The organism is Pseudomonas sp. M20 (assembly GCF_045037865.1).
In the GTDB taxonomy this organism is placed as follows: domain Bacteria; phylum Pseudomonadota; class Gammaproteobacteria; order Pseudomonadales; family Pseudomonadaceae; genus Aquipseudomonas.
The window spans coordinates 1,984,470-2,008,969 of record NZ_CP173611.1 but is presented as its reverse complement, the minus strand read 5'-3'; the positions used below and the strand labels follow the sequence as shown (position 1 = coordinate 2,008,969).

At 57.2% G+C, this 24,500-nt stretch carries 17 protein-coding genes; 12 read left to right on the top strand and 5 right to left on the bottom strand.

Translation table 11 applies throughout. The features are described from left to right. The first annotated feature begins 95 nt into the window (after positions 1-95). Positions 96-1,598 (top strand): ATPase domain-containing protein, encoded by a 1,503-nt coding sequence (locus tag ACI514_RS09120; RefSeq protein WP_405123582.1) that lies wholly within the window; start codon positions 96-98, stop codon positions 1,596-1,598. Then, positions 1,595-3,265, top strand: a complete 1,671-nt coding sequence (locus tag ACI514_RS09115; RefSeq protein ID WP_405123581.1) for an ATP-binding protein — start codon at positions 1,595-1,597, stop codon at positions 3,263-3,265. Before ACI514_RS09120 ends, ACI514_RS09115 begins: the two co-directional genes overlap by 4 nt. A 101-nt stretch (positions 3,266-3,366) precedes the next feature. Here the strand turns inward: ACI514_RS09115 and ACI514_RS09110 are convergent, their stop codons facing one another. From ACI514_RS09110 to ACI514_RS09090, 5 genes are read right to left on the bottom strand one after another with little or no spacing between them, the layout of a single operon-like run. Continuing rightward, positions 3,367-3,744, bottom strand: a complete 378-nt coding sequence (locus tag ACI514_RS09110; RefSeq protein ID WP_003225116.1) for a response regulator — start codon at positions 3,742-3,744, stop codon at positions 3,367-3,369. Positions 3,745-3,788: 44 nt separating this feature from the next. After that, positions 3,789-5,003, bottom strand: a complete 1,215-nt coding sequence (locus ACI514_RS09105; RefSeq protein ID WP_160058047.1) for a hybrid sensor histidine kinase/response regulator — start codon at positions 5,001-5,003, stop codon at positions 3,789-3,791. Then, entirely contained in the window at positions 4,997-5,590 is a 594-nt protein-coding gene (locus tag ACI514_RS09100) for a chemotaxis protein CheB (protein ID WP_160058048.1), read from the bottom strand. Before ACI514_RS09100 ends, ACI514_RS09105 begins: the two co-directional genes overlap by 7 nt. Further along, a complete protein-coding gene (locus ACI514_RS09095; RefSeq protein ID WP_122600440.1) occupies positions 5,587-6,420 on the bottom strand; it encodes a protein-glutamate O-methyltransferase CheR in 834 nt (277 codons plus the stop codon). Before ACI514_RS09095 ends, ACI514_RS09100 begins: the two co-directional genes overlap by 4 nt. Then, entirely contained in the window at positions 6,420-9,917 is a 3,498-nt protein-coding gene (locus ACI514_RS09090) for a response regulator (protein WP_160058051.1), read from the bottom strand. The genes ACI514_RS09095 and ACI514_RS09090 overlap by 1 nt, the downstream gene beginning before the upstream one ends. Before the next feature lie 263 nt (positions 9,918-10,180). On the opposite strand from ACI514_RS09090, the gene ACI514_RS09085 reads away from it, so the two are divergent. From ACI514_RS09085 to ACI514_RS09040, 10 genes are all read left to right on the top strand, one after another. Continuing rightward, a complete protein-coding gene (locus tag ACI514_RS09085; protein ID WP_405123580.1) occupies positions 10,181-10,543 on the top strand; it encodes a response regulator in 363 nt (120 codons plus the stop codon). Positions 10,544-10,718: 175 nt separating this feature from the next. Continuing rightward, positions 10,719-14,543 carry a hypothetical protein gene (locus ACI514_RS09080; RefSeq protein WP_405123579.1) on the top strand — a complete coding sequence of 1,275 codons (3,825 nt, stop codon included), beginning with the start codon at positions 10,719-10,721 and terminating at the stop codon, positions 14,541-14,543. 127 nt (positions 14,544-14,670) lie between these two features. Beyond that, a complete protein-coding gene (locus ACI514_RS09075) occupies positions 14,671-15,981 on the top strand; it encodes a glycosyltransferase (RefSeq protein WP_405123578.1) in 1,311 nt (436 codons plus the stop codon). 169 nt (positions 15,982-16,150) lie between these two features. Beyond that, on the top strand, positions 16,151-17,008 hold the full coding sequence (locus tag ACI514_RS09070; RefSeq protein ID WP_160058057.1) for a phosphatidylinositol-specific phospholipase C domain-containing protein: 858 nt from the start codon (positions 16,151-16,153) through the stop codon (positions 17,006-17,008). A gap of 78 nt (positions 17,009-17,086) precedes the next feature. Then, on the top strand, positions 17,087-17,992 hold the full coding sequence (locus ACI514_RS09065; RefSeq protein ID WP_160058058.1) for an AraC family transcriptional regulator: 906 nt from the start codon (positions 17,087-17,089) through the stop codon (positions 17,990-17,992). A 343-nt stretch (positions 17,993-18,335) separates the two neighbouring features. Then, positions 18,336-19,646, top strand: a complete 1,311-nt coding sequence (locus ACI514_RS09060) for a sugar ABC transporter substrate-binding protein (protein ID WP_160058060.1) — start codon at positions 18,336-18,338, stop codon at positions 19,644-19,646. Between the two features lie 154 nt (positions 19,647-19,800). Next, a complete protein-coding gene (locus ACI514_RS09055) occupies positions 19,801-20,727 on the top strand; it encodes a carbohydrate ABC transporter permease (protein WP_160058062.1) in 927 nt (308 codons plus the stop codon). An 8-nt stretch (positions 20,728-20,735) separates the two neighbouring features. After that, positions 20,736-21,566: a carbohydrate ABC transporter permease gene (locus ACI514_RS09050; protein WP_095120887.1), complete on the top strand. Its 831-nt coding sequence runs from the start codon at positions 20,736-20,738 to the stop codon at positions 21,564-21,566. Between the two features lie 163 nt (positions 21,567-21,729). Beyond that, positions 21,730-22,833, top strand: a complete 1,104-nt coding sequence (locus tag ACI514_RS09045) for a sn-glycerol-3-phosphate ABC transporter ATP-binding protein UgpC (RefSeq protein ID WP_331695689.1) — start codon at positions 21,730-21,732, stop codon at positions 22,831-22,833. A 15-nt stretch (positions 22,834-22,848) separates the two neighbouring features. Then, the gene (locus ACI514_RS09040) at positions 22,849-24,321 is read left to right on the top strand and encodes a mannitol dehydrogenase family protein (RefSeq protein WP_405123577.1); all 1,473 of its coding nucleotides are present in this window, start codon (positions 22,849-22,851) and stop codon (positions 24,319-24,321) included. The last annotated feature ends 179 nt before the right edge of the window (positions 24,322-24,500 follow it).

Here is a 24,500-nt window from a genome sequence, read left to right as displayed (position 1 = left end):
AATTTCGGAACTGCCATCACGCCAAAGGGTCAAGTTAATCAGGCCGCTCGATTCTCCCGACGGCCTCGCTTCCCCTAGTCATGAGAGGGCATTTTTTGTCTACTTCTAACGAGTTGATCAGTGCGAAAGCCGCTACCGGCATTGTGGGTCTGGATGACATCCTCGCCGGTGGTCTGTCTCGCGGTCATGTTTTTTTGCTGGAGGGTGAACCCGGTACCGGCAAAACCACGGTCGCTTTGCATTTTCTCCTGGCCGGCGCGAAAGCCGGCGAACGCTCGTTGTACATCACGCTCTCGGAAACCGAGCGCGAACTAAGGCAAGGGGCGTTGTCCCATGGCTGGACGCTGGATGACAACATCAAGATCTTCGAGCTGACACCCCCGGAAAGCCTGCTCAATGCTGAACACCAGCAGAGCCTGCTGTATTCCTCCGACCTGGAACTGGGCGAAGCCACCAAGCAGATTTTCGAAGCAGTCGAACGCTTCAAACCTACGCGTTTGGTGCTCGACAGCCTGTCGGAGATCCGCTTGCTGGCGCAGAGCTCTTTGCGTTATCGCCGGCAGATTCTGGCGATCAAGCATTACTTCGTGCGCTACAACGCGACCGTGTTGCTGCTCGATGACCTGACCACCGAGTCCCTCGACAAAACCGTGCACAGCGTGGCCCACGGGGTGATTCGTCTTGAAGAACTGACACCCAACTACGGCGCCGAGCGGCGACGCGTGCGGGTGGTCAAGTACCGTGGCCAGAAGTATCGCGGTGGTTTTCACGACTTCACCATCATGGGCGATGGCGTGCATGTGTTCCCGCGGCTGGTGGCGGCTGAACACCGCGGCGAGTATGCGCGCTTGCAGTTGACCAGCGGCATTCCGGAAATGGACGCTCTGCTCGGCGGCGGCATCGAAACCGGCTCCAGCACGCTGATTCTCGGCCCTGCCGGTACCGGTAAGTCGCTGATTTCGATGATCTTCGCCGCCGCTGCCGTATTACGCGGGGAAAAAGCCGCGCTGTTTATCTTCGATGAAGAACTCGGCCTGCTGTTCGAACGGATGAAAAACATCGGCATCGACCTCAAGGCGCTGCAAGCCACCGGCAATTTGTTGATCGAACAGGTCGACGCCGCGGAACTGTCGCCGGGTGAGTTCTCTCATCGCGTACGCCGCTGCGTCGATGAAGGTCAAATCAAAACCGTGGTTATCGACAGCATCAACGGCTATCAGGCGGCAATGCCAGAAGAAAACGCGCTGGTGCTGCACATGCACGAGCTGCTGCTGTACCTCAACCGCAAAGGCGCGGCGACCTTCATGACAGTTGCCCAGCATGGTCTGGTCGGCGACATGCAAGCGCCGGTCGACATTACTTATCTGGCTGACACGGTGATTCTGTTGCGCTACTTCGAAGCACTGGGCAAAGTCCGCCGCGCGATCTCGATCATCAAGAAACGCACCGGCAGCCACGAATCGACCATTCGTGAATACCGCATTTCCACGCAAGGCATGACCATCGGTGAACCGCTGGAAGCCTTTCAGGGCGTGCTACGTGGCGTCCCCACCTACCTCGGCGCGAGTAATCCGTTGCTGCAGGAAGAGCACTTGTGACGGTCCAGGTGCCGCTGGCCGAACGGGCGCTGATTCTGGCGCCCGTGGGTCGCGACAGCCAGATTGCGCTGATGATCCTCAAAGAGGCCGGCTACGGCGGAGTCGTCACGCCCGGTCTGGGTTCGCTGTGCACGGAGCTCGAGCAGGGCGCCGGTTTGTTGCTGGTCGCCGCCGAAGCCTTGCGCGGGCCGGAACTGGAAGCTTTGTTCCTGCATCTGGAGCAGCAGCCGGCCTGGTCGGATCTGCCTATTGTGCTCTTGACCCATCACGGCGGCCAGGAACAAGGCCCCTCCTCACGCCTTAGCGATCTGCTGGGCAACGTGACATTTCTTGAGCGTCCGTTTCATCCGGCAACACTGGTCAGTATGGTTTCTGCCGCATTGCGCGGCCGACGACGACAGTACGAGGCCCGCGATCGGCTGATTGACCTGAGTGAAAGCGAACGGCGCCTGCAATCGACGCTGGAAACCCTTGAGCAACAGGTCGAGGAGCGCACCGCACAGCTGCGCCACAATGAAGAAGCGCTGCGCCAGTCACAGAAAATGGAAGCGGTCGGCCAACTCACCGGCGGCATCGCCCACGACTTCAACAACATGCTCACCGGTATTATCGGCAGCCTTGAGTTGCTGCGCCGGCGCTTGGCCCGTGGGCGTCTGGACGACCTCGACAGCCTGATCGATCTGGGCGTGACCTCGGCCAACCGTGCCGCCAGTCTGACCCACCGCCTGCTGGCGTTTTCACGCCGACAATCGCTCGATTCAAAAGCCGTGCAGATGAACACCCTGGTGCTGTCCATGGGTGAGCTGCTGCAACGCAGCCTCAACGAAAGCATTCAGCTGGACATGCGCCTCAACGACAAGCTGTGGGTGGCCGAGGCCGACCCCAATCAACTGGAAAGTGCCCTGCTCAACCTGGTGATCAATGCCCGCGACGCCATGCCCGACGGCGGAAAATTGGTGGTCGAGACCAGCAATCAGGTGCTCAAGCGCGAATTCACCGAGGCCTACAGCAACCTTGAACCCGGTGATTACGTGATGCTCAGTGTGACCGACAACGGCAGCGGCATGCCGCAAAGTGTCATCAACCGTGCATTCGATCCTTTTTTCACAACCAAGCCGATTGGCCAGGGCACCGGGCTGGGCCTGTCGATGATTTACGGGTTCAGCAAGCAGTCACGCGGACATGTCTCGATCGACAGCGAAATTGATGAAGGCACCACGGTCCGGCTTTATCTGCCGCGTTTTCGCGGCGAAGAACTGTCCAGTCCGGACTCCGCTATTCAACAAGCCCCGGATGCGCTGGATGGCGAAACCGTGCTGATCGTTGAAGACGACCCGGCCGTGCGCGTGTTGGTCTGCGCGGTACTTGGGGAGTTGGGTTATGCCTTCGTCGAAGCCTGGGATGCCGACAGCGCCGTGCCGATTCTGAACTCGACGCAACGCATCGACCTGCTGATCAGCGACGTCGGCCTGCCGGGCATGAACGGCCGGCAACTGGCAGAAGTCGGCCGTCAGTATCGGCCGGGGCTGAAGGTTTTGTTCATCACCGGATACGCCGAGCACGCAGCGGTGCGTGGCGGGTTCCTCGATTCGGGAATGCAGATGATCACCAAACCGTTCACCTTCGATCTGCTGACCGCCAAGGTACGGGAGATGATCAAAAGCTGAAACGCTGAAACTGTAGGAGCTGCCGCAGGCTGCGATCTTTTGATCTTGTTCTTGATCATCAACATCAAAAGATCGCAGCCTTCGGCAGCTCCTACAGGGCTTCAGGCGAGCAATTCCTGAATTTTTTCCTGCAACACATCCAGGTCGAACGGCTTTTCCAGGATCGGCGCCTTGCGCGTGATCGGGCTGCCGGTTTCGCGGATTTCCTGCGGGTAACCGCTGATGAAAATTACCTTCAGGTCCGGGCGCAATTTGACCGCCGGTTCAGCGATCTGCACGCCGGAGATCCCGCCCGGCAAGCGGAAATCGGTGATCAACATGTCCAGATGCGGCTTGCTCGCAAGAATCTCGAACGCCTGCTCGCCGTTTTCCGCCTGCAACACGCGATACCCCTGCCCCGACAAGTAATCCGTCAGGACCATCAAGATAACCGGTTCGTCCTCGACGACGAGTACTACATCTTGTGCATCTACGCTCATGGGAAGCCTTTGTTCGGTCAATAGCTGCTGATACGACCGTACGGTCAATCAGAGGTTGCGTCGGATGTGCCGTTTTCCTGAATTGGCAGACAAACGCGAAACAGGGCGCCTTCGTTGATTTCACTCTCGACGACGATGGAGCCGCCATGGGCGGCGATGATCTGTTCGGAAATGAACAGACCCAGCCCGAGCCCGGCCACTACCGTCTTGGCGGAAACCCGTTCGAACTGTTGGAAAATACGCTTCTGGTTCTCCTGGCTGATGCCGATGCCGCGATCCTGCACCTCGACCCGCGCCTCATCGCCTTCACGGTAAACGCGCACCTGAATCGGGCTGCGACCGCCATAGCGCAGGGCATTGGTAAGCAAATTGGTCACCACCTGCTCGATACGGAACTCGTCCCAATTGCCTTCCACCGGCGCTGGCGCGGTAAACGACACTTCAGTTTCGGCAGCTTCAATCTGTTGCGCGAAGTTTTGCAGCAGGTTGCTGACCAATTGCACCAGATCGAAACGGCTCGGGCGGATCGACAGTTTGCCGGTGCGAATGCGCGACACGTCGAGCATGTCTTCGATCAGGCGGATCAGGCTTTTGATCTGCCGTTCATCGCGGTCGACCATGGCGTGCATCTTGTCCAGGGTGAATGCCGCTGCGTTGTCCCGAGCCAGGTGCATCTTGCGCAACTGGGTTTCGAGAATCAGGCCGTTTAGCGGCGTACGCACTTCGTGAGCGACGATGGACATGAAGTCATCACGCATACGCACCGCCTGCTCCAGCTCCAGCTGGGTGCTTTGCAGCTGTTGCAGCAGCGCTTCCTGCTCGCGTCGAGCCTGTTCCAGCGCTTCGAGCTGTTGCTTCATCGCCTTGCTCTGGCGGTACAGATCGACGAAGACATTGACCTTGCTCTTCACCGCATGGATATCCAGCGGTTTGTGCAGAAAGTCCACCGCCCCGCTCTCGTAACCCTTGAACGCATAATTGAGTTCACGGCCGGCGGCGCTGACGAAAATGATCGGGATGTTCTTGGTTTTCTCGGTGCCGCGCATCAACTCGGCGAGTTCGAAGCCGTTCATGCCCGGCATCTGCACGTCGAGGATGGCCATGGCGAACTCGTGTTGCAGCAGCAACGACAGCGCCTCATCCGCCGACAACGCTTTATAGACGGTACGGTCTTCACGCTTGATCAGCGCTTCGAGTGCCAGCAGGTTCTCCGGCAGATCGTCGACGATCAGCAGTTTGGCTTGGATATTACTCAGCATGCGATTCGTTCCAGCTCGACAAGCAGACGGCCGATGCCGTGAATGGGTAGGACATGATCCGGCTGCTGAATGTTCAGTGCAGCCTGGGGCATGGTGGCGACTTGCGCCTCTTCGGGATCCTGGACAATGGTCAATCCGCCACAGCGTTTGACCTGCGCCAGCCCGCGCGCGCCATCGTGATTGGCGCCGGTGAGCAGGACAGCGGCCAGTGATGAACCGTACGCGTCGGCGGCCGACTCAAACAGGTAGTCGATCGAAGGCCGGGAATAATGCACGCGGTCCTCAAGACTCAGCGACAGGCTGCGATCCTGCTCCACCGAAAGGTGATAACCCGGTGTGGCGAAATAAACCGTGCCGGGGGTGATGTCCTGCTTGTCCGTCGCCTCTTCGACCGGCAGCATCAGGCGCCGGGCGAACACCTCAGCCAACTGGCTGCGGCGCTCTTCAGGCAGGTGCAGCACAACAATGATCGGCAGCACGAAGCCTTGGCGCAGCGGCCCGAGCAGCGCGAGCAAGGCCTCAACGCCACCGGCGGAAGCACCGACCACTATCGCCTCGACGCGAGGTAAAGCCACGGCCTCGTTCATGTTTTGCGGTAGATCCGTTCTTGTTTCACCAATGCTTCGAACTGGTTGGCGTAACTGGAAAAATCCAGCGTCTCTTTGCTGCCGAGCACCAGAAAGCCGCGATGGCAAAGCGATTCATGGAACAAGCCAAACGCCCGATCCTGCAGCTTCTTGTTGAAGTAGATCAGCACGTTGCGGCAGGAAATCAATTGGGTTTCGGAGAACACGCTGTCCGTCGCCAGACTGTGGTCGGCGAAGGTCACGTTCTCGCACAGACTCTTGTCGAAAATCGCGTAACCGTACGCTGCCGTGTAGTAGTCGGCAAACGATCGCTGACCGCCGGCCTGCTGATAGTTGGCCGTGTACGCGCGAACATTCTCCATCGAGAAAATCCCCTGCTTGGCCTTGTCCAGCGAACGCGGGTTGATATCAGTGGCATAGATGATCGTGCGATCGAGCAGGCCCTCTTCGCGCAACAAAATCGCCATCGAATAGACCTCCTCGCCCGTGCTGCACCCGGCGATCCAGATCTTGATCGACGGATAGGTGCGCAGCAACGGCACCACTTCCCTGCGGATCGCGAGGAAGTGCGAAGGGTCGCGAAACATCTCGCTGACCGGGATCGTCAGCAATTGCAGCAGCTGCATGAAGGCCGTCGGATCGTGCAGAACCTTTTCCTGCAATGCCGAAATCGTCGCGCACTCGAACTGGCTCAGTGCGTGCTGTACCCGGCGCTTGATTGAAGCACCGGAATAATCGCGAAAATCGTAGCTGTACTTGAGATAAATCGCCTCAATCAACAAGCGCAGTTCGATTTCACTGTTTCGTTCGGCTGGTGTACTGCGTTCCACTAAATGCGTTCCATCTTCGGTAACCACACGCGAATCAACGAGAACAGCCGATCCAAATCGATGGGCTTGGCCAGGTAATCATTGGCGCCCGCCTGCAGGCAGCGCTCCTGATCGTCCTTCATGGCCTTGGCCGTTACCGCGATGATCGGCAGCTTGCGCCAGCGCGGATCCTTGCGGATTTCAATGGTGGCTTCGAAACCGTCCATTTCCGGCATCATTACGTCCATCAACACCAGATCGATGTCCTCGACTTCATTGAGTCTTTCAATCGCCTCACGGCCGTTCCGGCCGATCACCACGACTGCACCTTTGGTCTCCAGCGCGCTGGTCAGGGCGAAAATGTTGCGCACATCGTCGTCCACCAACAGCACTTTGCGACCCTCGAAGACCTTGTCGCGGCTGCGCGCAGTCTTGAGCATCTTCTGCCGTTCATGGGACAACTGCGATTCGACTTTGTGCAGAAAGAGTGTGACCTCGTCCAGCAGACGTTCTGGCGAACGTGCACCCTTGATGATGATCGAACGCGAATACTTGCGCAGTTCGGCTTCTTCATCGCGGGTCAGGTTGCGCCCGGTATAGACAATCACTGGCGGGAACGAGCATATGTCCTCGGTCGACATGCGCTTGAGCAGGTCATTGCCGAGCATGTCCGGCAGCTTCAAATCGATAACCATGCAGTCGTAGATCGTCGTGCGCAACAGCTCCAAAGCATCTTGCGCGAGGCCGACAGCGGTGATTTCGATGTCTTCGTCGCCGATTAGCCGCGCAATGCTTTCGCGCTGCAAATCGTCGTCCTCGACCAACAGCACACGTTTGACCTTCTGGGTCAGCTTGGCTTCGAGGCGGGCGAACACGTCCTTGAGCTCTTCGCGAGTGGTCGGCTTGACCGCGTAACCGATCGCGCCCATGTGCATGGCCGCTTCGACACGGTCTTCGACGGAAATCACATGCACTGGAATATGGCGGGTTTCGGCGTGTTCTTTCAGGCGCTGCAACACGGTGAGGCCAGAGTGATCGGGCAGGCGCATATCAAGCAGGATCGCGTCAGGCACGAACTCTTTCGCCAGGTCGTAACCTTCGTCCGCACCGTGGGCTACCAGGCACTGATAACCGAGTTCATGCGCCAGATCGTAGAGGATGTGCGCAAAGTTCGGCTCGTCTTCCACCACCAGAATGCAGCGCGTGGCGAACGGTGCCTTGTCGCGGTCGTCGGCGAAGCGCGGAATGTGCACCGGCGCCAACGGCGAAACCGCGACGGCGGGCGCGATACTCGGTGTTATGGACTGCGTCGGCGGGGTGAAGGTCAACGGCGCGGACGAGACTTCACTGGATTCGTCGTACTGCTGCGGCAGCACCAACGTGAACACACTGCCCTGCCCCGGCGCGCTGCTGACGCTGATCGAACCGCCGAGCAGGGTCGCCAGATCTCGCGAAATCGACAGCCCCAGCCCCGTGCCGCCGTATTTGCGGTTGGTGGTGCCGTCAGCCTGGCGGAACGCTTCGAAAATGCTTTCCTGCTGATCGGCGGCAATGCCGATACCCGAATCGCGCACGATGAACGCAATCCGATCATCAGGCTGGCCAGCGATCGTCAAACTGACGGTGCCCTTTTCGGTGAACTTCACAGCGTTGGACAGCAGGTTCTTGATCACCTGTTCCAGACGCTGACGGTCGGTGAACAACATCGCCGGCGTGCCGGGTTGCAAATCGACACTGAAGGTCAGCTGTTTGTCTGCCGCCAAGGGCTCGAACACATTGCGCAGGCCTTCGGCCAGACGCGCGACGCTGGTGTTCTCGGGAATCACTTCGAGCTTGCCCGCCTCGACTTTGGAGATGTCCAGAATGTCGTTGATCAGGTTGAGCAGATCATTACCGGCCGAGTAAATCGACTCGGCAAACTTGACCTGCTCGGCGCTGAGGTTGTCCTGCGGATTCTCCGCCAGCAACTTGGCCAGAATCAGCGAACTGTTCAGCGGCGTGCGCAGTTCGTGGGACATGTTGGCGAGGAATTCGGACTTGTACTTGCTCGAGCGCTGCAACTCTTCGGCGCGTTCTTCGAGCTGGACCTGGGCCTGATTGAGTTCGGTGTTCTTCAGGTCCATGGCGTCGCGCTGCTCGGCCAGGGTCTGCGCCTGTTCGGCAAGTTGCTCGTTGGTCTGCTCCAGTTCGACTTGCTGGGTTTCCAGATGCGCCTGGGATTCCTTTAGAATCCGTGATTGTTCTTCCAGTTCTTCGTTGGCGGTTTTCAGCTCTTCCTGCTGCACCTGCAACTCTTCGTTGAGCTGTTGGGTTTCGGCCAGCACTTCCTGCAAGCGTTGACGGTAGCGCGCAGCTTCGATGGAGGTGCCGATGTTGCCGGCAATCAGCTCCAGCAGTTCGATATCGCGATCATTGAGCGGACGCAGGAAACCCAGTTCGATCACGCCATTGACCCGATCGTCATCACTGGTGGGCACCACCAGCACGCTGTGCGGCAAACCTTCGCCCAGCCCTGAGCTGACTTTGAAGTAGTCCGACGGCACGGAGTCCAGACGAATCAGCCGCGCCTGTTGCGCCACCTGACCGACGATGCCTTCGCCGCTGTAGATCGACTGGTCTTGCTCTTCCTGCTCGCGGGAGAACCCGTAAGTGGCCACACGCTTGAGGCCGCCATGTTCTTCACGCACATACAGCGCAGCGACGGCGGTGCCGAGGTATTGCGCGCAAAATTGCAAAATGTTGCGCCCCAACAGATTCAGCGTCAGTTGCCCCAGCACCTGCTCGGCCAGTTCGGTCTGACCATTGCGCAACCACGCCTGTTGCTCCAGACGCACGGCACTGGCTTGCTGTGCGGCCAGGTTGGCGCTGTAGTTGGTCGAAAGGTTGACCAGATCACGTCGGCCAATATAAGCCAGCAAACCACTGATACCCGCGATGAACACGAGGTAGAGGCTGATGCTCCAGATCGTGGTGCGGCGCACCTCTTCATTGCGCGTCGTGCGCAGGACCTGTTCGGTTTCGATGACGTCTTCGAATTGCTTGCGGATCTCGTCGGTCAGGCGCTTGCCGCGACCGGCCTTGACCGCGCCCCGGTAATCGCCGCTGGATCGCTGCAGATCGATCATCGATTGCGCGTAATTGGCCCACTCGGTCTGCAACGCCTGCAGGCGGCGCAGACGATCGGTTTGCACCGGGTTATCGGCCGTCAGTTCGAGCAACGTATCGAGCGCCACGGTAATGCGCGGCTTGGCCGTTTCGTACGGGTCGAGGAAGTGCTCATCACCGCTCAGCAGAAAACCACGCATGCCGGTTTCCAGGTCCACGGTGAGCTTCACCGCTTCATTGGCGTTATTGATCACCCGGTCGGTGTGCTCCACCCATTGGATCACCGACAGCAGGTAAGTAATCAGCGATACGAAAAACACGGCGCTGAGCACACCGACGCCCAAGGGCAGACTGATGTTGCGGCTCAGGAGTTTGCGAAACCGTTGCTCATCAACCGTAGACGGAGAGGACATGGGGCAGCCTTGTCGAACTGTTGAAAAACAGGCAGTTTGCCCCAAAACGGCGGTGTGGATCCATTTTTCTCACACCTTTCGCTGCAAATTCCTACACTCACCGGCATGTTCGCGCCTCTGAACAGTTATCCTTGCGCCCCCGTCTGCGGCTATGCTTTTTTTGCGTCGGTCGGGGAACTTGTGGCACTGCGCCACTTACTGATGAAAGAGCCCGGCACTTTTGATCGACCGGCGACCCTGAACTGACTTTCGAGAGCCTTATTATGTCTGCCACCCCATCCACCATCCTGGTCGTAGAAGACGACAACATCGTGCGCATGCTGATTGTCGATGTGCTGGAGGAGTTGGAGTTCGCGGTGCTCGAAGCGGATGGCAGCGAACAGGCACTGGAAAAGCTTAAAGACTCAACTCAGCAGATTGATCTGATGATGACCGATGTCGGCCTGCCGGGCATGGACGGCCGTGAGCTGGCGACCGAAGCACGCAAACTGCGCCCCACCCTGCCGATTCTGTTTGCCAGCGGTTATGCCGAATCCATTGAAGTGCCTAAAGATATGCATGTCATCGGCAAGCCGTTTTCGATTGATAAGTTACGCGACAAAGTAAAAAGCATTCTGCAGAAATAATTAATATTCTTTCATCGTGCCTCTTCAAACAATGACGAAGGGGCATCACTGCCCGCCTCCACCCCGCGTAATACCCAACTTTATTAATAGCTGAATAATGCACTTACATAGCAACACTTGATGCGCAACAAATAACAAATGAGGATATCCAGCACATCAGACAAATGGATTTCTCATGAACATCACCAACATAAACCGGGCAACTCACGAAGATTTCTTGAATCCCGTTCGCCACACTCAACTCGACCACGCCGAACGCTTGGAAGTCATATACAAATTAAAACAGCGCCAAGACAAGGCCAGCCCCTCGCAAGCTATTTCTCTGGCAGGCGCAACCCTTACACTCGAATCCGGCTCAACGCTTGAGCGCGCGTTGCAACCTGGCCGGAAAATGCTGCAGAGGCTGTGTGAGCAGGAGGCCTTCAAAAAACTCACGGCTACGTTGAAACTTCCTGATGACTCACATTTTGCAGTGACGGCAAAAGGTGAAATACATGCAACTCACTCGGGAAACACCCTGGAGTTTGCCAACGCATTTAAACTTGCCCCCAACCTCAAAGATGACTTTTTGACACTTGTTGAAATGGCGGAGCTAGCCGGAGGCAGTATTTCCCTGGCTGAACAAATCGAGCTGGGACAATGGCTGAAATTTCATGATTTTCTGATCCCCCAAACCGCCGCTGAATGTTCCAGGCTAACAGTATTCATGGAGCTACCGCCTCCAGTGGCACCATTGTTTGGTAACTATTGGGAAATGATCAAGTCTGGAGTCGACAACGCGGTCACGCTTTCTGCGGATCAACGTAACGAATTCCGTAGACTCATCACGAGTTACTTGAAGGGGCAGTCGCTACTGGAGCACCTGTCGCACAGCATCTTTGGCGGGCAGGCGACACCGTTCAAACGCTCGGAAGCTGAGCCTGTTCTTGAACGACTGGTTTCCAGTCCCATTGCTCTTGAATGGGCCAAGGCCTATGTGCGCGATCTGGACTGGTATGGTGCGCGAGAAAATCAGCCACAATCAGATGAATCACTCAAGCAGTTGATGCTGACTTCCCTGCTGCTCGATCTTCATCCTCGCATCGGTGAGTCAGAGCCGCGTAATCGGGTGGCAGGTTTCGATTTATACGCCGTCGAGCATATTGAGAAATCTTTCGCCGACGTTCAGACAGCATTCGAACAGCACCTCATCCAGCATCACCGGATCAGCGAAAAAAATGCAGCGTTGGCCGCTCACTTGTTGCTCGCGGAGGCCGCGCCGGAATTTCTGGTGAAAGATCTGCCGACAACCCTGGCGTTGGGGACCCCGCAGTGGGTCGAATTCTGCCGAATCGTCGCAGTGCAGGAAACCATCGCGCCGGGGTCGACACGCTCGATGACCTATACCCGTTTGCAAGCACTATCGAAGCAGGGTCCGGTTTCAGGATTCGGCAAAACACTCGACGCACTGGCGGCAGGCGACGCGGTAATTGATTGGGCGGTACTCAACAAAATCATCACTGCGGATGACGTAGCGAAATCGATCCCGAGCGCCCTGGAAAAAGCGTCCGTTGCTTACGCCCGGTTTGCCGGAACACTCGCCGAGACGGCCGAAACTCTGACCCGCCCATTGCCTACCCGCAGAAGTATTTCACTGGACATCCTCAAGCAGGTCGCCAAAGGCTGCAGCTATCTGGAACATGACGTCATGTATCAGAAGAAAAATGCGGTGTGGGCAGATGCCTATGGCGAGCGGGTTTATCTATCGCCGGTAGAACTGCACATGTCCAATGACCTGGCGACCCAGGAATGGGACGTGAAGAAAGGAGAAAGCATCTACACCGCGTTCCCTCGCATGCTGCCGAATCTGATTGCGCCAGACGGGGAGTTTCATCGACAGTTCAATCGCGATTACCTGACGCACATGAAGGCAATGGGCACGCACTTGAAGCAGGCGTTTTGCGCAATGCCTATTGCAGACAGAACGCGCTTGCTGAAAGGCAAGGTGACGATTTTCAGTCTCAGACCCTCCGTTGCCAAACTCCAGACGCCCGCCGGCGTGTCAACCAATCCCCTATCGTCGACCCTTTACTCAGTCCTGGGTGCCACCTCACGCAAACCGACGGAAAGTCATAAAGAAATAGAAGAGTCAAAGGGTCGCTATGGTGTGGTCCTTTGTTCCGAGTTCGAAGGCCGGATGACCTGTTACGAACTTTTTACTCTGCACGGCACCTGTCGCGAAAACCCACAGTTGGCCGCGCTGATTGAAAAAGAAAACCTGCTGAGTACCAGCGTACGCAGCGACGCTACAGGCTACTCGCTGCCAGCGACAGTGCATCCACTGCCGACGAATATCGAGTGTTATACCCATGGCGTACCGCCCGGCCTCGTTGACGTCAGTTCGGGCGTGATCGATAAGATCGGGCAGTTGCCGGCATCTGCGCCCCCCGAAGAAATCAAAGGTTATTACCAGAGTTTCTACTCGACCGAATTCGACTCGTTGACGAATTTCGTACTCAAGCACCGACCGATCGCTACCTTTGATGAATTGGTCAGAGAATGTTGGGGGCAGACTCGCCTGGAGGCTGTTCGCGCCAAACGGGAAGCGGAACTGGACACCTTTCTTAATTTCGTGGTGCCGTTCAAATCCTGTATCGAAGACTTGAGTTCGGACGATGTCGAGCGACAAGTTCAAGGGGCTGGGGCGTGTGCGCTGGAAGCGGCGATGACTATTTTGCTGGTCGTCGGTGCCGTTGCTCAGGTTGTCAGCATCGTCGCCAAAACCATGACCGTTGCCACCAAAGCCAGCGCACTGGCCAAAGTGGGTCTGGGGCTGGTCAATAATGTATTCAACCCACTGGACGGCGTACCCGACCTGCTGTTCAAGGGGGGGAAACTGTTGCGCAAGGGATTCAACAAAGGTTTCGCCGAGCTGGAAAATGTGCTGTCCGATGCCCGTAAATGGTCGGGCACTCCCCCTCAACGCCACTTGGCCGCGACGATTGATCCAGACACGATTCGCCTCGCCGACTGGCGACCTGCGCAAGCGTCCGATGACCTCGTTCAGGTCTGGGCGACACGACACAATGATGAATGGTTTGCGCTGAACTTACGGGGCGAGGCCTGGGGGCCGGCTCTGAACAACATCAGGCCGCGAGAGAAGTTTTCATTCTTCAGGCTATTCAAACGAACAACGCCGTGGAGTTACACAAAAGCCTACTTGAAAAGAGCCACGCCCCTTGCTCAGGGCAAACTGGACAACACACTCCAACTACTGTCGCAGATCGAAAATGACGACGTCAGGTCTGTTTTCAAGTACGTTTTTGGTACGGATTCGGACGAAGCCATCAACTACGTGAGAAAGAATTTGCGGGCGATGCGCAGGGATCTCGAATTGCTGAGCCCACGCCATATGTCTTTTCGTCAACGTGGCAACGATACACTCGCCGCGTTAAAAACCACGACCTATGGAAACTGGAAAGCCAGTGTTGAAGCGGGTACACACCTGAATGACAACGCGACAAAGTTCCTTGCGATCTATCCTGATCAACTGGATGAATGGTACCGAGTGGCCAGGTACGACGATGCCCGGATGGGCGATGTGCTTGTCCACGAAATGTCTCACGGTACGCCAGGCACGCTTGATTTCTACTACGGAGAAGTCCACGCCGGTGTCATCCCGGCAGAATACGATGCGGTAGGCTTGATGGACTTCGCTCGAAATCCTCACCGAGCAAACCCGGGTAATCTGTACAACCCTCACAACGCTTTTGCGGTACCTGATGGCTTCAAAGAGTTCAAGGCGAATATCAACAGCTGGCCGAAATTCGTACAGGACCACCCAGCATTGATCAATGCTGAATCCTATGCAGTGGCGGTCGCGCTGATCGATCAGAGCCGGACCCATCGGGCCACCTTTGTGTTTAACCTTGCCACCCTCCGGCATGCCATAGACAGTAAAGAAGCAGGGGAATTTCTGAACGGGCCGCTCCTGCTGAATCTGGCGACCCCGCATTTCTAAAGCCGGTTTACGCATAATGCCGAGCTGCGGTATTGAAGGGTATTTTTGACAATCGGGCGCATGCCTTACCCCTGTGGTTTAATTGCGCCCTTTTTTACCCCTCGTTTGTCGTGAAGGAATGTTGTCCATGATTCAACCCGTCGCTACCAAAGTCCTGGTCATCGGTTACGTCTGGCCAGAACCACGCTCCTCAGCGGCGAGCGGGCACGTCATGCAGATCCTCGAAACATTCCTGCAACAGGGTTGGGACATCACCTTCAGCAGCCCGGCCGGCCCAGGCGAGCACAAGGCGGATCTTGCCGCACTCGGCATCCGCGAAGTCGCCATCGAACTCAACAACAGCAGCTTTGATCACTTCATCAGCGAACTGGCGCCGGACATCGTTTTGTTCGACCAGTTCATGATGGAGGAGCAGTTCGGCTGGCGGGTGGAAAAATACTGCCCTCAGGCCCTGCGAGTGCTGGAAACGTCGGACCTGCAAAGCCTGCGACATGCGCGTCATCAGCGTCTGAAGTCTCGTCTCAAGGTCAATCCGGACCAGAATGATTTCAGTGATGTATTTGCTCCAGACCTGCGCGACGAATTCGGGCTGATGGCCGAGACCGATCTGGCCAAACGCGAAATCGCTGCGCTGTATCGCTGCGATCTGAACCTGATGATCTCCGAAGTGGAAATCCAGCTGTTGATCGAACAGTTCGGTTTGCCTCGACAGTTGCTGCACTGGTGCCCGTTAATGATCGACCCGCCTGCGGCCACCTCTGCAAACTTTGCAGATCGGGCGAACTTCCTGAGCATCGGCAACTTCCGTCATGCGCCCAACTGGGATGCCGTGCTATGGATGAAAACCACGATCTGGCCGCTGATTCGCCAGCAATTGCCCCAGGCACAACTGCACATCTACGGCGCTTATACGCCGCCAAAAGCCACCGCGCTGCATAACGCCAGCGACGGTTTCCACATCATGAACTGGGCCGAAGATGCATTGCAGGTCATGTCTGCCGCCCGCGTCTGTTTGGCGCCGCTGCGCTTTGGGGCCGGGATCAAGGGCAAACTGGTCGATGCCATGCTGTGCGGCACGCCTAGCGTCACCACACCGGTTGGCGCCGAGGGCATGCACGGCGATCAGACCTGGCCAGGCTGTGTCACGAGCAGTGCAATCGAATTCGCCAACAATGCCGTTGCGCTTTACCAGAACGAGGCGCGTTGGCAGGAAGCCCGTCTGGCAGGATATACGCTATTGAAACAACGCTACCCACAGTCAGTACATGGTTTGGCGCTGATAGAGAAACTGCGTTATTGCCAACTAAACTTGCAGGAACTCAGAGCCAAGAACTTTACGGGCAGCATGCTTCGCCATCACTCACATAAAAGCACTCAATATATGTCGCAATGGATCGAAGCAAAGAATCGTCATACCACAAAAGATAAACCTCTATAAAAAAACAACAGCCGAACCAACATTAAATCAATATCAAAATAACAAAAACAACCAGCATCAATTTTAATATTGCCAACATACAACGCCTGCCCTTATAAAAACCTGCAAGCGCTACTTATCTAAATCATGACGGTAGCGCGCCTCTAAACAAGTTAATGCAGGTAAAACAATGAACACTCAATACAGCAATCATCAATGGATGACGGCGACACCCGCTATCGATACCCTGTCGCTTTTCGAACTGACCTTGCCGGGCACACACAACGCTGGCACTGACTGGAAAGCCTCTTACCCTTTTTTCGGCCCGCCGCGCCACTGGCTGGCGTGTCAGCACGATACGTTCTACAGCCAGCTTCGAAACGGTTCCAGAGTTCTCGACATACGTTTGACCTACGATCAAAACGCCGAGGGTCTCGGTAAATTCCCCATGCATCACGGTGGACACCGCAACTCCCGGACGCTAGGACATCTGGTAACCGACATCAACGATTTTCTCGCTAAAAACCCTGACGAGTTCATCATTGTCGACTTCCATGATTTGGCAGGCAGCAACTTCGACTTCAAATACTTCAACGAAATAATCATTCGTTTTCTGGGTGAACGACTGATACCGAGAGGCAACCGCTCGCTTAGTCTGGAACAACTAAAACGCATCAGCCCCATGCAGCGGGTTTTGGTTGCGGCGCGCTCTCATCAGGCTCTTCACAGCGGTGTCTTTATCGATTCGATCAATCACCAATGGTCCGGAAAAGACATTACCACTGCGAAAGAGTTACAACAGTTCATCGGCAACGTACTGGAGAATTCTTTCAGCGTCTGGGCCCCTTGGTCTTTATCAGCAACCAGCTACAGTATCGCCGGCGGGCCGGTGGATATTCATAGCGATCTTGACGTCTGGTTTGACCCTGCGAAAAGTGACTGGGCGCAACAGTGCAATATCATCAATGTTGATTTCATCGAAGAGTCGCGCATTGTCGAGTTTTGCCGCGCAGCCAACCTGAACAAGGTGCGTCAGCGTAACGCCTGATCGGCCAACTTTACCTACTGGCACAAACGGACCGGAAAGAGGCATGATCGGCGGCGAGAACAAAAAAAGCGCCCCGCCATGACCCGAACCGCCCGCGTGACCGACCCTTCATACGAGTTGATGGATGACCATAACGGGTTGTCCATCATCTACCGCCAGCACGGTTTTCCATGCCCGCTGGTGCGCTGGCATTTCCACAAGGAATACGAGCTGCACCTGATCGTCGCCAGCTCCGGCAAGGTGTTCATCGGCGACTACATCGGCAATTTTTACCCCGAAACCCTGTTTCTCACCGGCCCTAACTTGCCGCACAACTGGATCAGCCAGGTGGCCGAGGACGAGGTCGTTGAGAAGCGCGACATGCTGGTCAACTTCACCGACGAGCTGTTCGAGAGTGGCCATCAGGTGTTTGCCGAACTGAAAACCCTGGCGCCCCTGCTGGAACGTGCGCAGTACGGCATCGAGTTTCGCTGCAAGCGTACCATCCGCCAGGCCATGACGCTCATGCAGCGAATCGCCGACAGCAAGGGCATCACCCGCCTCGGGCACTTTTTCATCCTGATGGAGTTGCTTGCCGCCAGCGATGATTTCCAGTTGTTGTCCGGCGCCACCACCCCGCAACTCGCCGATGAGCACAACATCGATCGCACCAACCGGGCGGTCGATTACATCTTCAGCCACTACGCCCGGGATATTTCGCTGGAAGAAGTCGCCGACCATCTGGGCATGACGCCGACTTATTTCAGTCGTGTATTCAAGCAGGCCACGGGGCGCAATTTCATCGAGTTCGTCAATCGCCTGCGCATCAGCAAATCCTGCGAGCTGCTGGCTGATGGTGACAAACCGGTGACCGAGGTGTGTTTCGAATCCGGCTTCAACAATATTTCCAATTTCAATCGGCGCTTTCAGCAGCTCAAAGGTATGACGCCGTCGCATTACCGCCGGCTCGCGGTGCAGCGCCTGACTGAACAGAACCACCACTGACAACCCAATTCCCCTGTAGGAGTGAGCCTGCTCGCGATAGCGGTGTGACAGCTTGCAGAAATGTTGGCTGACATTCCGCTATCGCGAGCAGGCTCACTCCTACAAGGGGCTGTGTCGGCATCAGAAACCTGTACGCATTCGATAGCACCTCGACGCTGGAAAGCCCTGCCTTGCATTCACCACACCAAAGCCCAGTGCAAAAAAGTATCGACAAAAGTGCTAGGGATGATTTGTCAGTCCTGCAATTGAAGGCTGTAATCAGCGCACATTCTTCCTGCACAGGAAGACACAAAAACAATAACTGTCCTTCTGTAACCCGCTGGGTGCAGAAAAGGAGTGCACGATGCAACCGACTGCAAAAGCTCTGCTTGCCCTCACCTGCATGACCCTCAGCAGCGTCAGCCTTGGCGCCCAGACCCTGACCATCGCCACCGTCAACAACAGCGACATGATCCGCATGCAAAAGCTCTCGAAAACCTTCGAGACCGAGCATCCGGACATCAAACTCAATTGGGTCGTGCTGGAAGAAAACGTCCTGCGCCAACGCCTGACCACCGACATCGCCACTCAGGGCGGGCAGTTCGACGTGTTGACCATCGGCATGTACGAAGCGGCACTGTGGGGCGCCAAAGGCTGGCTGGAACCGATGAAGGATCTGCCGGCCAGTTACGCCCTCGACGACGTGTTCCCGTCGGTGCGTGAAGGCCTGTCAGTCAAGGGTTCGCTGTACGCCTTGCCGTTCTACGCGGAAAGCTCGATCACCTATTACCGCACCGACCTGTTCAAGGATGCCGGGCTGACCATGCCCGAGCGTCCGACCTGGGAACAGATCGCCGGCTTCGCCGAAAAACTCACCAATAAAGACAAAGAGCAGTACGGCATCTGCCTGCGCGGCAAGGCCGGTTGGGGCGAGAACATGGCGCTGATCACCACCGTCGCCAACGCCTATGGCGCGCGCTGGTTCGATGAGCAGTGGAAACCGGAATTCAGCGGCCCTGAGTGGAAAAACGCGCTGAACTTCTACGTCGACACCATGAAGAAATCTGGCCCGCCGGGCGCTTCCAGCAACGGTTTCAACGAAAACCTCGCACTGTTCAACAGCGGCAAATGCGCAATGTGGGTCGATGCCAGCGTCGCCGGTTCGTTCGTTACCGACAAAACTCAAAGCAAAGTCGCCGATCACGTCGGCTTCACCTTCGCCCCGCATCAAGTGACTGACAAAGGTTCGGCCTGGCTGTACTCCTGGGCGCTGGCGATTCCGACCAGTTCCAAAGCCAAGGATGCAGCGAAAGAGTTCAGCGCCTGGGCAACTTCCAAGGAATACGGTGAGTTGGTGGCCAAAACTGACGGCATCGCCAACGTTCCGCCGGGCACCCGCGCCTCGACCTACAGCGACGCTTACATGAGCGCCGCGCCGTTCGCCAAGGTCACGCTGGAATCGTTGAAAGCGGCTGACCCGAGCAAACCGACGCTGAAACCGGTGCCGTACATTGGCATTCAACTGGTGACCATTCCTGAGTTCCAGGCCGTGGGCACCCAGGTTGGCAAGCTGTTCTCGGCAGCGCTGATCGGCCAGACCACGGTGGATCAAGCTCTGACCGCCGCGCAGCAAACCACTGAACGCGAGATGAAGCGCGCCGGTTATCCCAAGTAACCGCAACAGCTCGCTCCTGCCTTTTGTAGGAGTGAGCCTGCTCGCGATAGCGGTGTATCAGTCACCGACGGTGTTGGATGGAAAACCGCTATCGCGAGCAGGCTCACTCCTACATTAGATCTTCATAGGTCTGTATGACTCGGTTGTGATCGCCATGAATACTTCAACTGCCAAAGCCCACCTCGACCTGTCGCCACCTGCGCGCAAGGTCCGCGTACGCAATCCCGGCTGGTTTCTGGTCAGCCCTTCGGTGGCCCTGTTGCTGCTGTGGATGATCGTGCCGCTGGGCATGACCATCTACTTCTCGATGATCCGCTACAACCTGCTCTACCCCGGCGAAAACGAGTTCGTCGGGCTTGAGAACTTCACCTACTTTCTGACCGACTCGGGCTTCATGCCCGGTGCCACCAACACGCTGTTGCTGGTCGGTAGCGTTTTGCTGATCAGTGTGGTGTTGGGCGTATTGATCAGTGCATTGCTGGAGGCCAGTGAATTCCTTGGTCGCGGCATCGTCCGGGTCATGCTGATCTCGCCGTTCTTCATCATGCCCACGGTCGGTGCGCTGATCTGGAAGAACCTGATCTTCCATCCGGTCTCGGGGATTCTCGCCTACGTCTGGAAACTGTTCGGCGCGCAACCGGTGGACTGGCTGGCGCACTACCCGCTGCTGTCGATCATCATCATTGTTTCGTGGCAGTGGCTGCCCTTCGCCATCCTGATCCTGATGACCGCGATGCAGTCCCTCGACCAGGAACAAAAAGAAGCCGCGCGCCTCGACGGTGCCGGGCCGATCGCGATCTTCTGGCACCTGACCCTGCCGCATCTGGCGCGGCCGATTGCTGTGGTGGTGATGATCGAAACGATCTTCCTGCTGTCGGTGTTCGCCGAGATTTTCACCACCACCAACGGCGGCCCCGGCTACGCCTCGACCAACCTCGCCTACCTGATCTACAACCAGGCGCTGGTGCAGTTCGACGTCGGCATGGCCTCGGCGGGCGGCTTGATTGCCGTGGTCATCGCCAACATCGCCGCGATCATTCTGGTGCGGATGATCGGCAAAAACCTGACTGACAAAGCCTGAGGCCTGCCATGACTCTTCAACAATCCCGCCGGCTGCAAAGCCTGCTGCTCGGCACCCTGGCCTGGGCCATCGCGATCGTGATTTTCTTCCCGATCTTGTGGATGGTGATGACCAGTTTCAAAACCGAAATCGACGCGTTCGCCACGCCGCCGCAGTTCATCTTCACGCCGACGCTGGAGAACTACCTGCACATCAATGAGCGCAGCGACTACTTCAGTTTCGCCTGGAACTCGGTGGTGATTTCCTTTAGCGCCACCGCGTTGTGCCTGCTGATCGCGGTGCCCGCCGCTTACTCGATGGCGTTCTACGAAACCCAGCGCACCAAAGGCACGCTGCTGTGGATGCTCTCGACCAAGATGCTGCCGCCGGTGGGCGTGCTGATGCCGATCTACCTGCTGGCGAAGAGTTTCGGCCTGCTCGATACACGCATCGCGCTGATCGTGATCTACACGCTGATCAACCTGCCGATCGTGGTCTGGATGGTTTACACCTACTTCAAGGACATCCCCAAAGACATCCTCGAAGCCGCCCGCCTCGACGGCGCCACGCTGTGGCAGGAAATGGTCCGCGTGCTGTTGCCGATTGCCAAGGGCGGCCTCGCCTCGACCGTGCTGCTTTCGCTGATTCTGTGCTGGAACGAGGCGTTCTGGTCGCTGAACCTGACCTCGTCGAAAGCCGCGCCACTGACCGCGTTGATCGCCTCGTATTCAAGTCCGGAAGGCTTGTTCTGGGCCAAGTTGTCGGCAGTCTCGACCCTGGCGTGTGCGCCGATCCTGATCTTCGGCTGGATCAGCCAGAAGCAACTGGTGCGCGGCCTCTCCTTCGGTGCCGTGAAATGAAGATCCCGAACCCGACACATCCCCCTGTAGGAGTGAGCCTGCTCGCGATGAGGCCGTGTCAGTCGCCATCATTGTTGAATGACACTCCGCTATCGCGAGCAGGCTCGCTCCTACAAAAACGCGTTCGATTCAACTGAATAATAAATTGCGGAGGCCCATCCTCATGGCTAACCTGAAAATCAAGAATCTGCAAAAAGGCTTCGAAGGTTTCTCCATCATCAAAGGCATCGACCTTGAGGTGAACGACAAGGAATTCGTGGTCTTCGTCGGCCCGTCGGGCTGCGGCAAATCCACCCTGCTGCGGCTGATCGCCGGTCTGGAAGAAGTCAGCGACGGCACCATCGAACTCGATGGCCGCGACATCACCGAAGTCAGCCCGGCCAAGCGCGATCTGGCGATGGTGTTCCAGACCTACGCGCTGTACCCGCACATGACCGTGAAAAAGAACATGTCGTTCGCCCTCGACCTCGCAGGCGTACCGAAAGCCGAAGTCGAGAAGAAAGTCGGTGAAGCGGCGCGCATTCTCGAACTCGGGCCGATGCTTGAGCGCAAGCCAAAACAACTCTCCGGTGGCCAGCGTCAACGCGTGGCGATTGGTCGCGCCATCGTGCGCAATCCGAAAATCTTCCTCTTCGACGAACCGTTGTCCAACCTCGACGCCGCGCTGCGCGTGCAGATGCGCCTTGAGCTGCTGCGCCTGCACAAAGACCTGCAAGCGACGATGATCTACGTGACCCACGATCAGGTCGAAGCGATGACCATGGCCGATAAAGTCGTGGTACTCAATGGCGGCAAGATCGAACAGGTCGGCTCGCCGCTGGACCTGTATCACAACCCGGCGAACCTCTTCGTCGCCGGGTTCCTCGGCACGCCGAAAATGGGCTTCCTCAAAGGCAAGATTGCCCGCGTCGACGGCCAGAGCTGCGAAGTCTCGCTGGACGCTGGTACGCGCATCACCCTGCCCTTCAACACCGCCAATTTGAGTGTCGGCAGCGCCGTGACCCTCGGCATTCGCCCGGAACATCTGGAACTCGCACAACCGGGCGACTGCACCCTGCAAGTCACCGCTGACGTCAGCGAACGCCTGGGCAGCGACACCTTCTGCCACGTCACCACCAACGCCGGCGAAGCCCTGACCATGCGCGTGCGCGGTGATCTGGCCAGCCGTTACGGCGAACAATTGAGCCTGCACCTGGACGCGGCTCAGTGCCATTTATTCGATGCCGAAGGTATCGCGTTGACCCGTCCGCTGCGCGCTGCGGCCTGATTTCGAGAACTCCCGATGAAACTCAATCAACAAAATCTCCATCGTCTGGCCAGCGAAGTGCAACTGCCGGCCTACAGCCTCAACGACACGCGCCAAGGCATCGCCCACATCGGCGTCGGCGGCTTTCATCGCGCACATCAGGCGTATTACACCGATGCGCTGATGAACACCGGCAAAGCCCTCGACTGGGCGATTTGCGGCGTCGGCCTGCGCACTGAGGACCGCCGCGCCCGCGACGATCTCAAGGAGCAGGATTACCTGTTCACGCTGTTCGAACTCGGTGACAGCGACGACACCGAAGTGCGCGTGATCGGCGCGATTCGCGACATGCTGCTGGCCGAGGACGGCGCGCAGGCATTGATCGAGAAACTCGCCGATCCGCAGATCCGCATCGTCTCGCTGACCATCACCGAGGGCGGTTACTGCATCGACGACAGCAACGGCGAATTCATGGCGCACCTGCCGCAGATTCAGCATGATCTGGCCCATCCCGAGGCGCCAAAAACCGTGTTCGGTTTCTTGTGTGCAGCCCTGGAAAAACGCCGCGCGGCGGGTATCCCGGCGTTTACCGTGATGTCTTGCGATAACCTGCCGCACAACGGCGCCGTGACGCGCAAGGCGCTGCTGGCGTTTGCCACACTGCGTAACAGCAACCTGTGCAGCTGGATCGACGCCAACGTCAGTTTCCCCAATGCCATGGTCGACCGCATCACCCCAATGACCAGCACCGCGCATCGCCTGCAACTGGCCGATAAACATGGCGTCGATGACGCCTGGCCGGTGGTCTGCGAACCGTTTGTGCAGTGGGTATTGGAGGACAAATTCGTCAACGGGCGCCCGGCCTGGGAAAAGGTCGGCGTGCAGTTCACCGACGATGTTTCGCCCTACGAAGAAATGAAGATCAAACTGCTCAATGGCAGCCACCTGGCGTTGACCTATCTGGGCTTTTTGAAGGGTTATCGGTTTGTTCACGAAACCATGAACGATCCGCTGTTCGTGCGTTACATGCGCGCCTATATGGATCTGGACGTGACCCCGCAACTGGCGCCGGTGCCGGGCATTGATCTGACGGATTACAAAAACACATTGGTGGCGCGTTTTTCCAATCAGGCGATTGCCGATCAGCTGGAGCGGGTGTGTTCAGACGGCTCGTCGAAGTTTCCCAAGTTCACTATTCCTACCATCAACCGGTTGATTGCCGATGGGCAGGAGACCAAGCGTGCGGCTCTGGTGGTCGCTGCGTGGGCGTTGTATTTGAAGGGGGTCGATGAGAATGGTGATACCTATTCGATCCCGGATCCGCGCGCGGCGTTTTGTCAGGCGTTGGTGGAGGATGATGCTTTAATCACGCAGCGGTTGTTGGCGGTTGAGGAGATTTTTGGCACGGTGATTCCGCGTTCGGCGGAGTTTGTCGCGGCGTTTGAGTGGTGCTGCAACAGTTTGCGCGAAGAAGGTGTGACGCGGACTTTGCAGCGGATTCTGGATTGAAAAGCCCCTCACCCTAGCCCTCTCCCGGAGGGAGAGGGGACTGACCGAGGCGTTCTTGCGGAATACATCGACCTGAAAGTCCGGAGTCGAACTCAGGTTTTGAACAGCCCCGGTTGAGAGAACCGGAGTCGAACTCAGCTTTTGAACAGCCCCCCGATCGGCTCCCTTTCCCCCTCGCC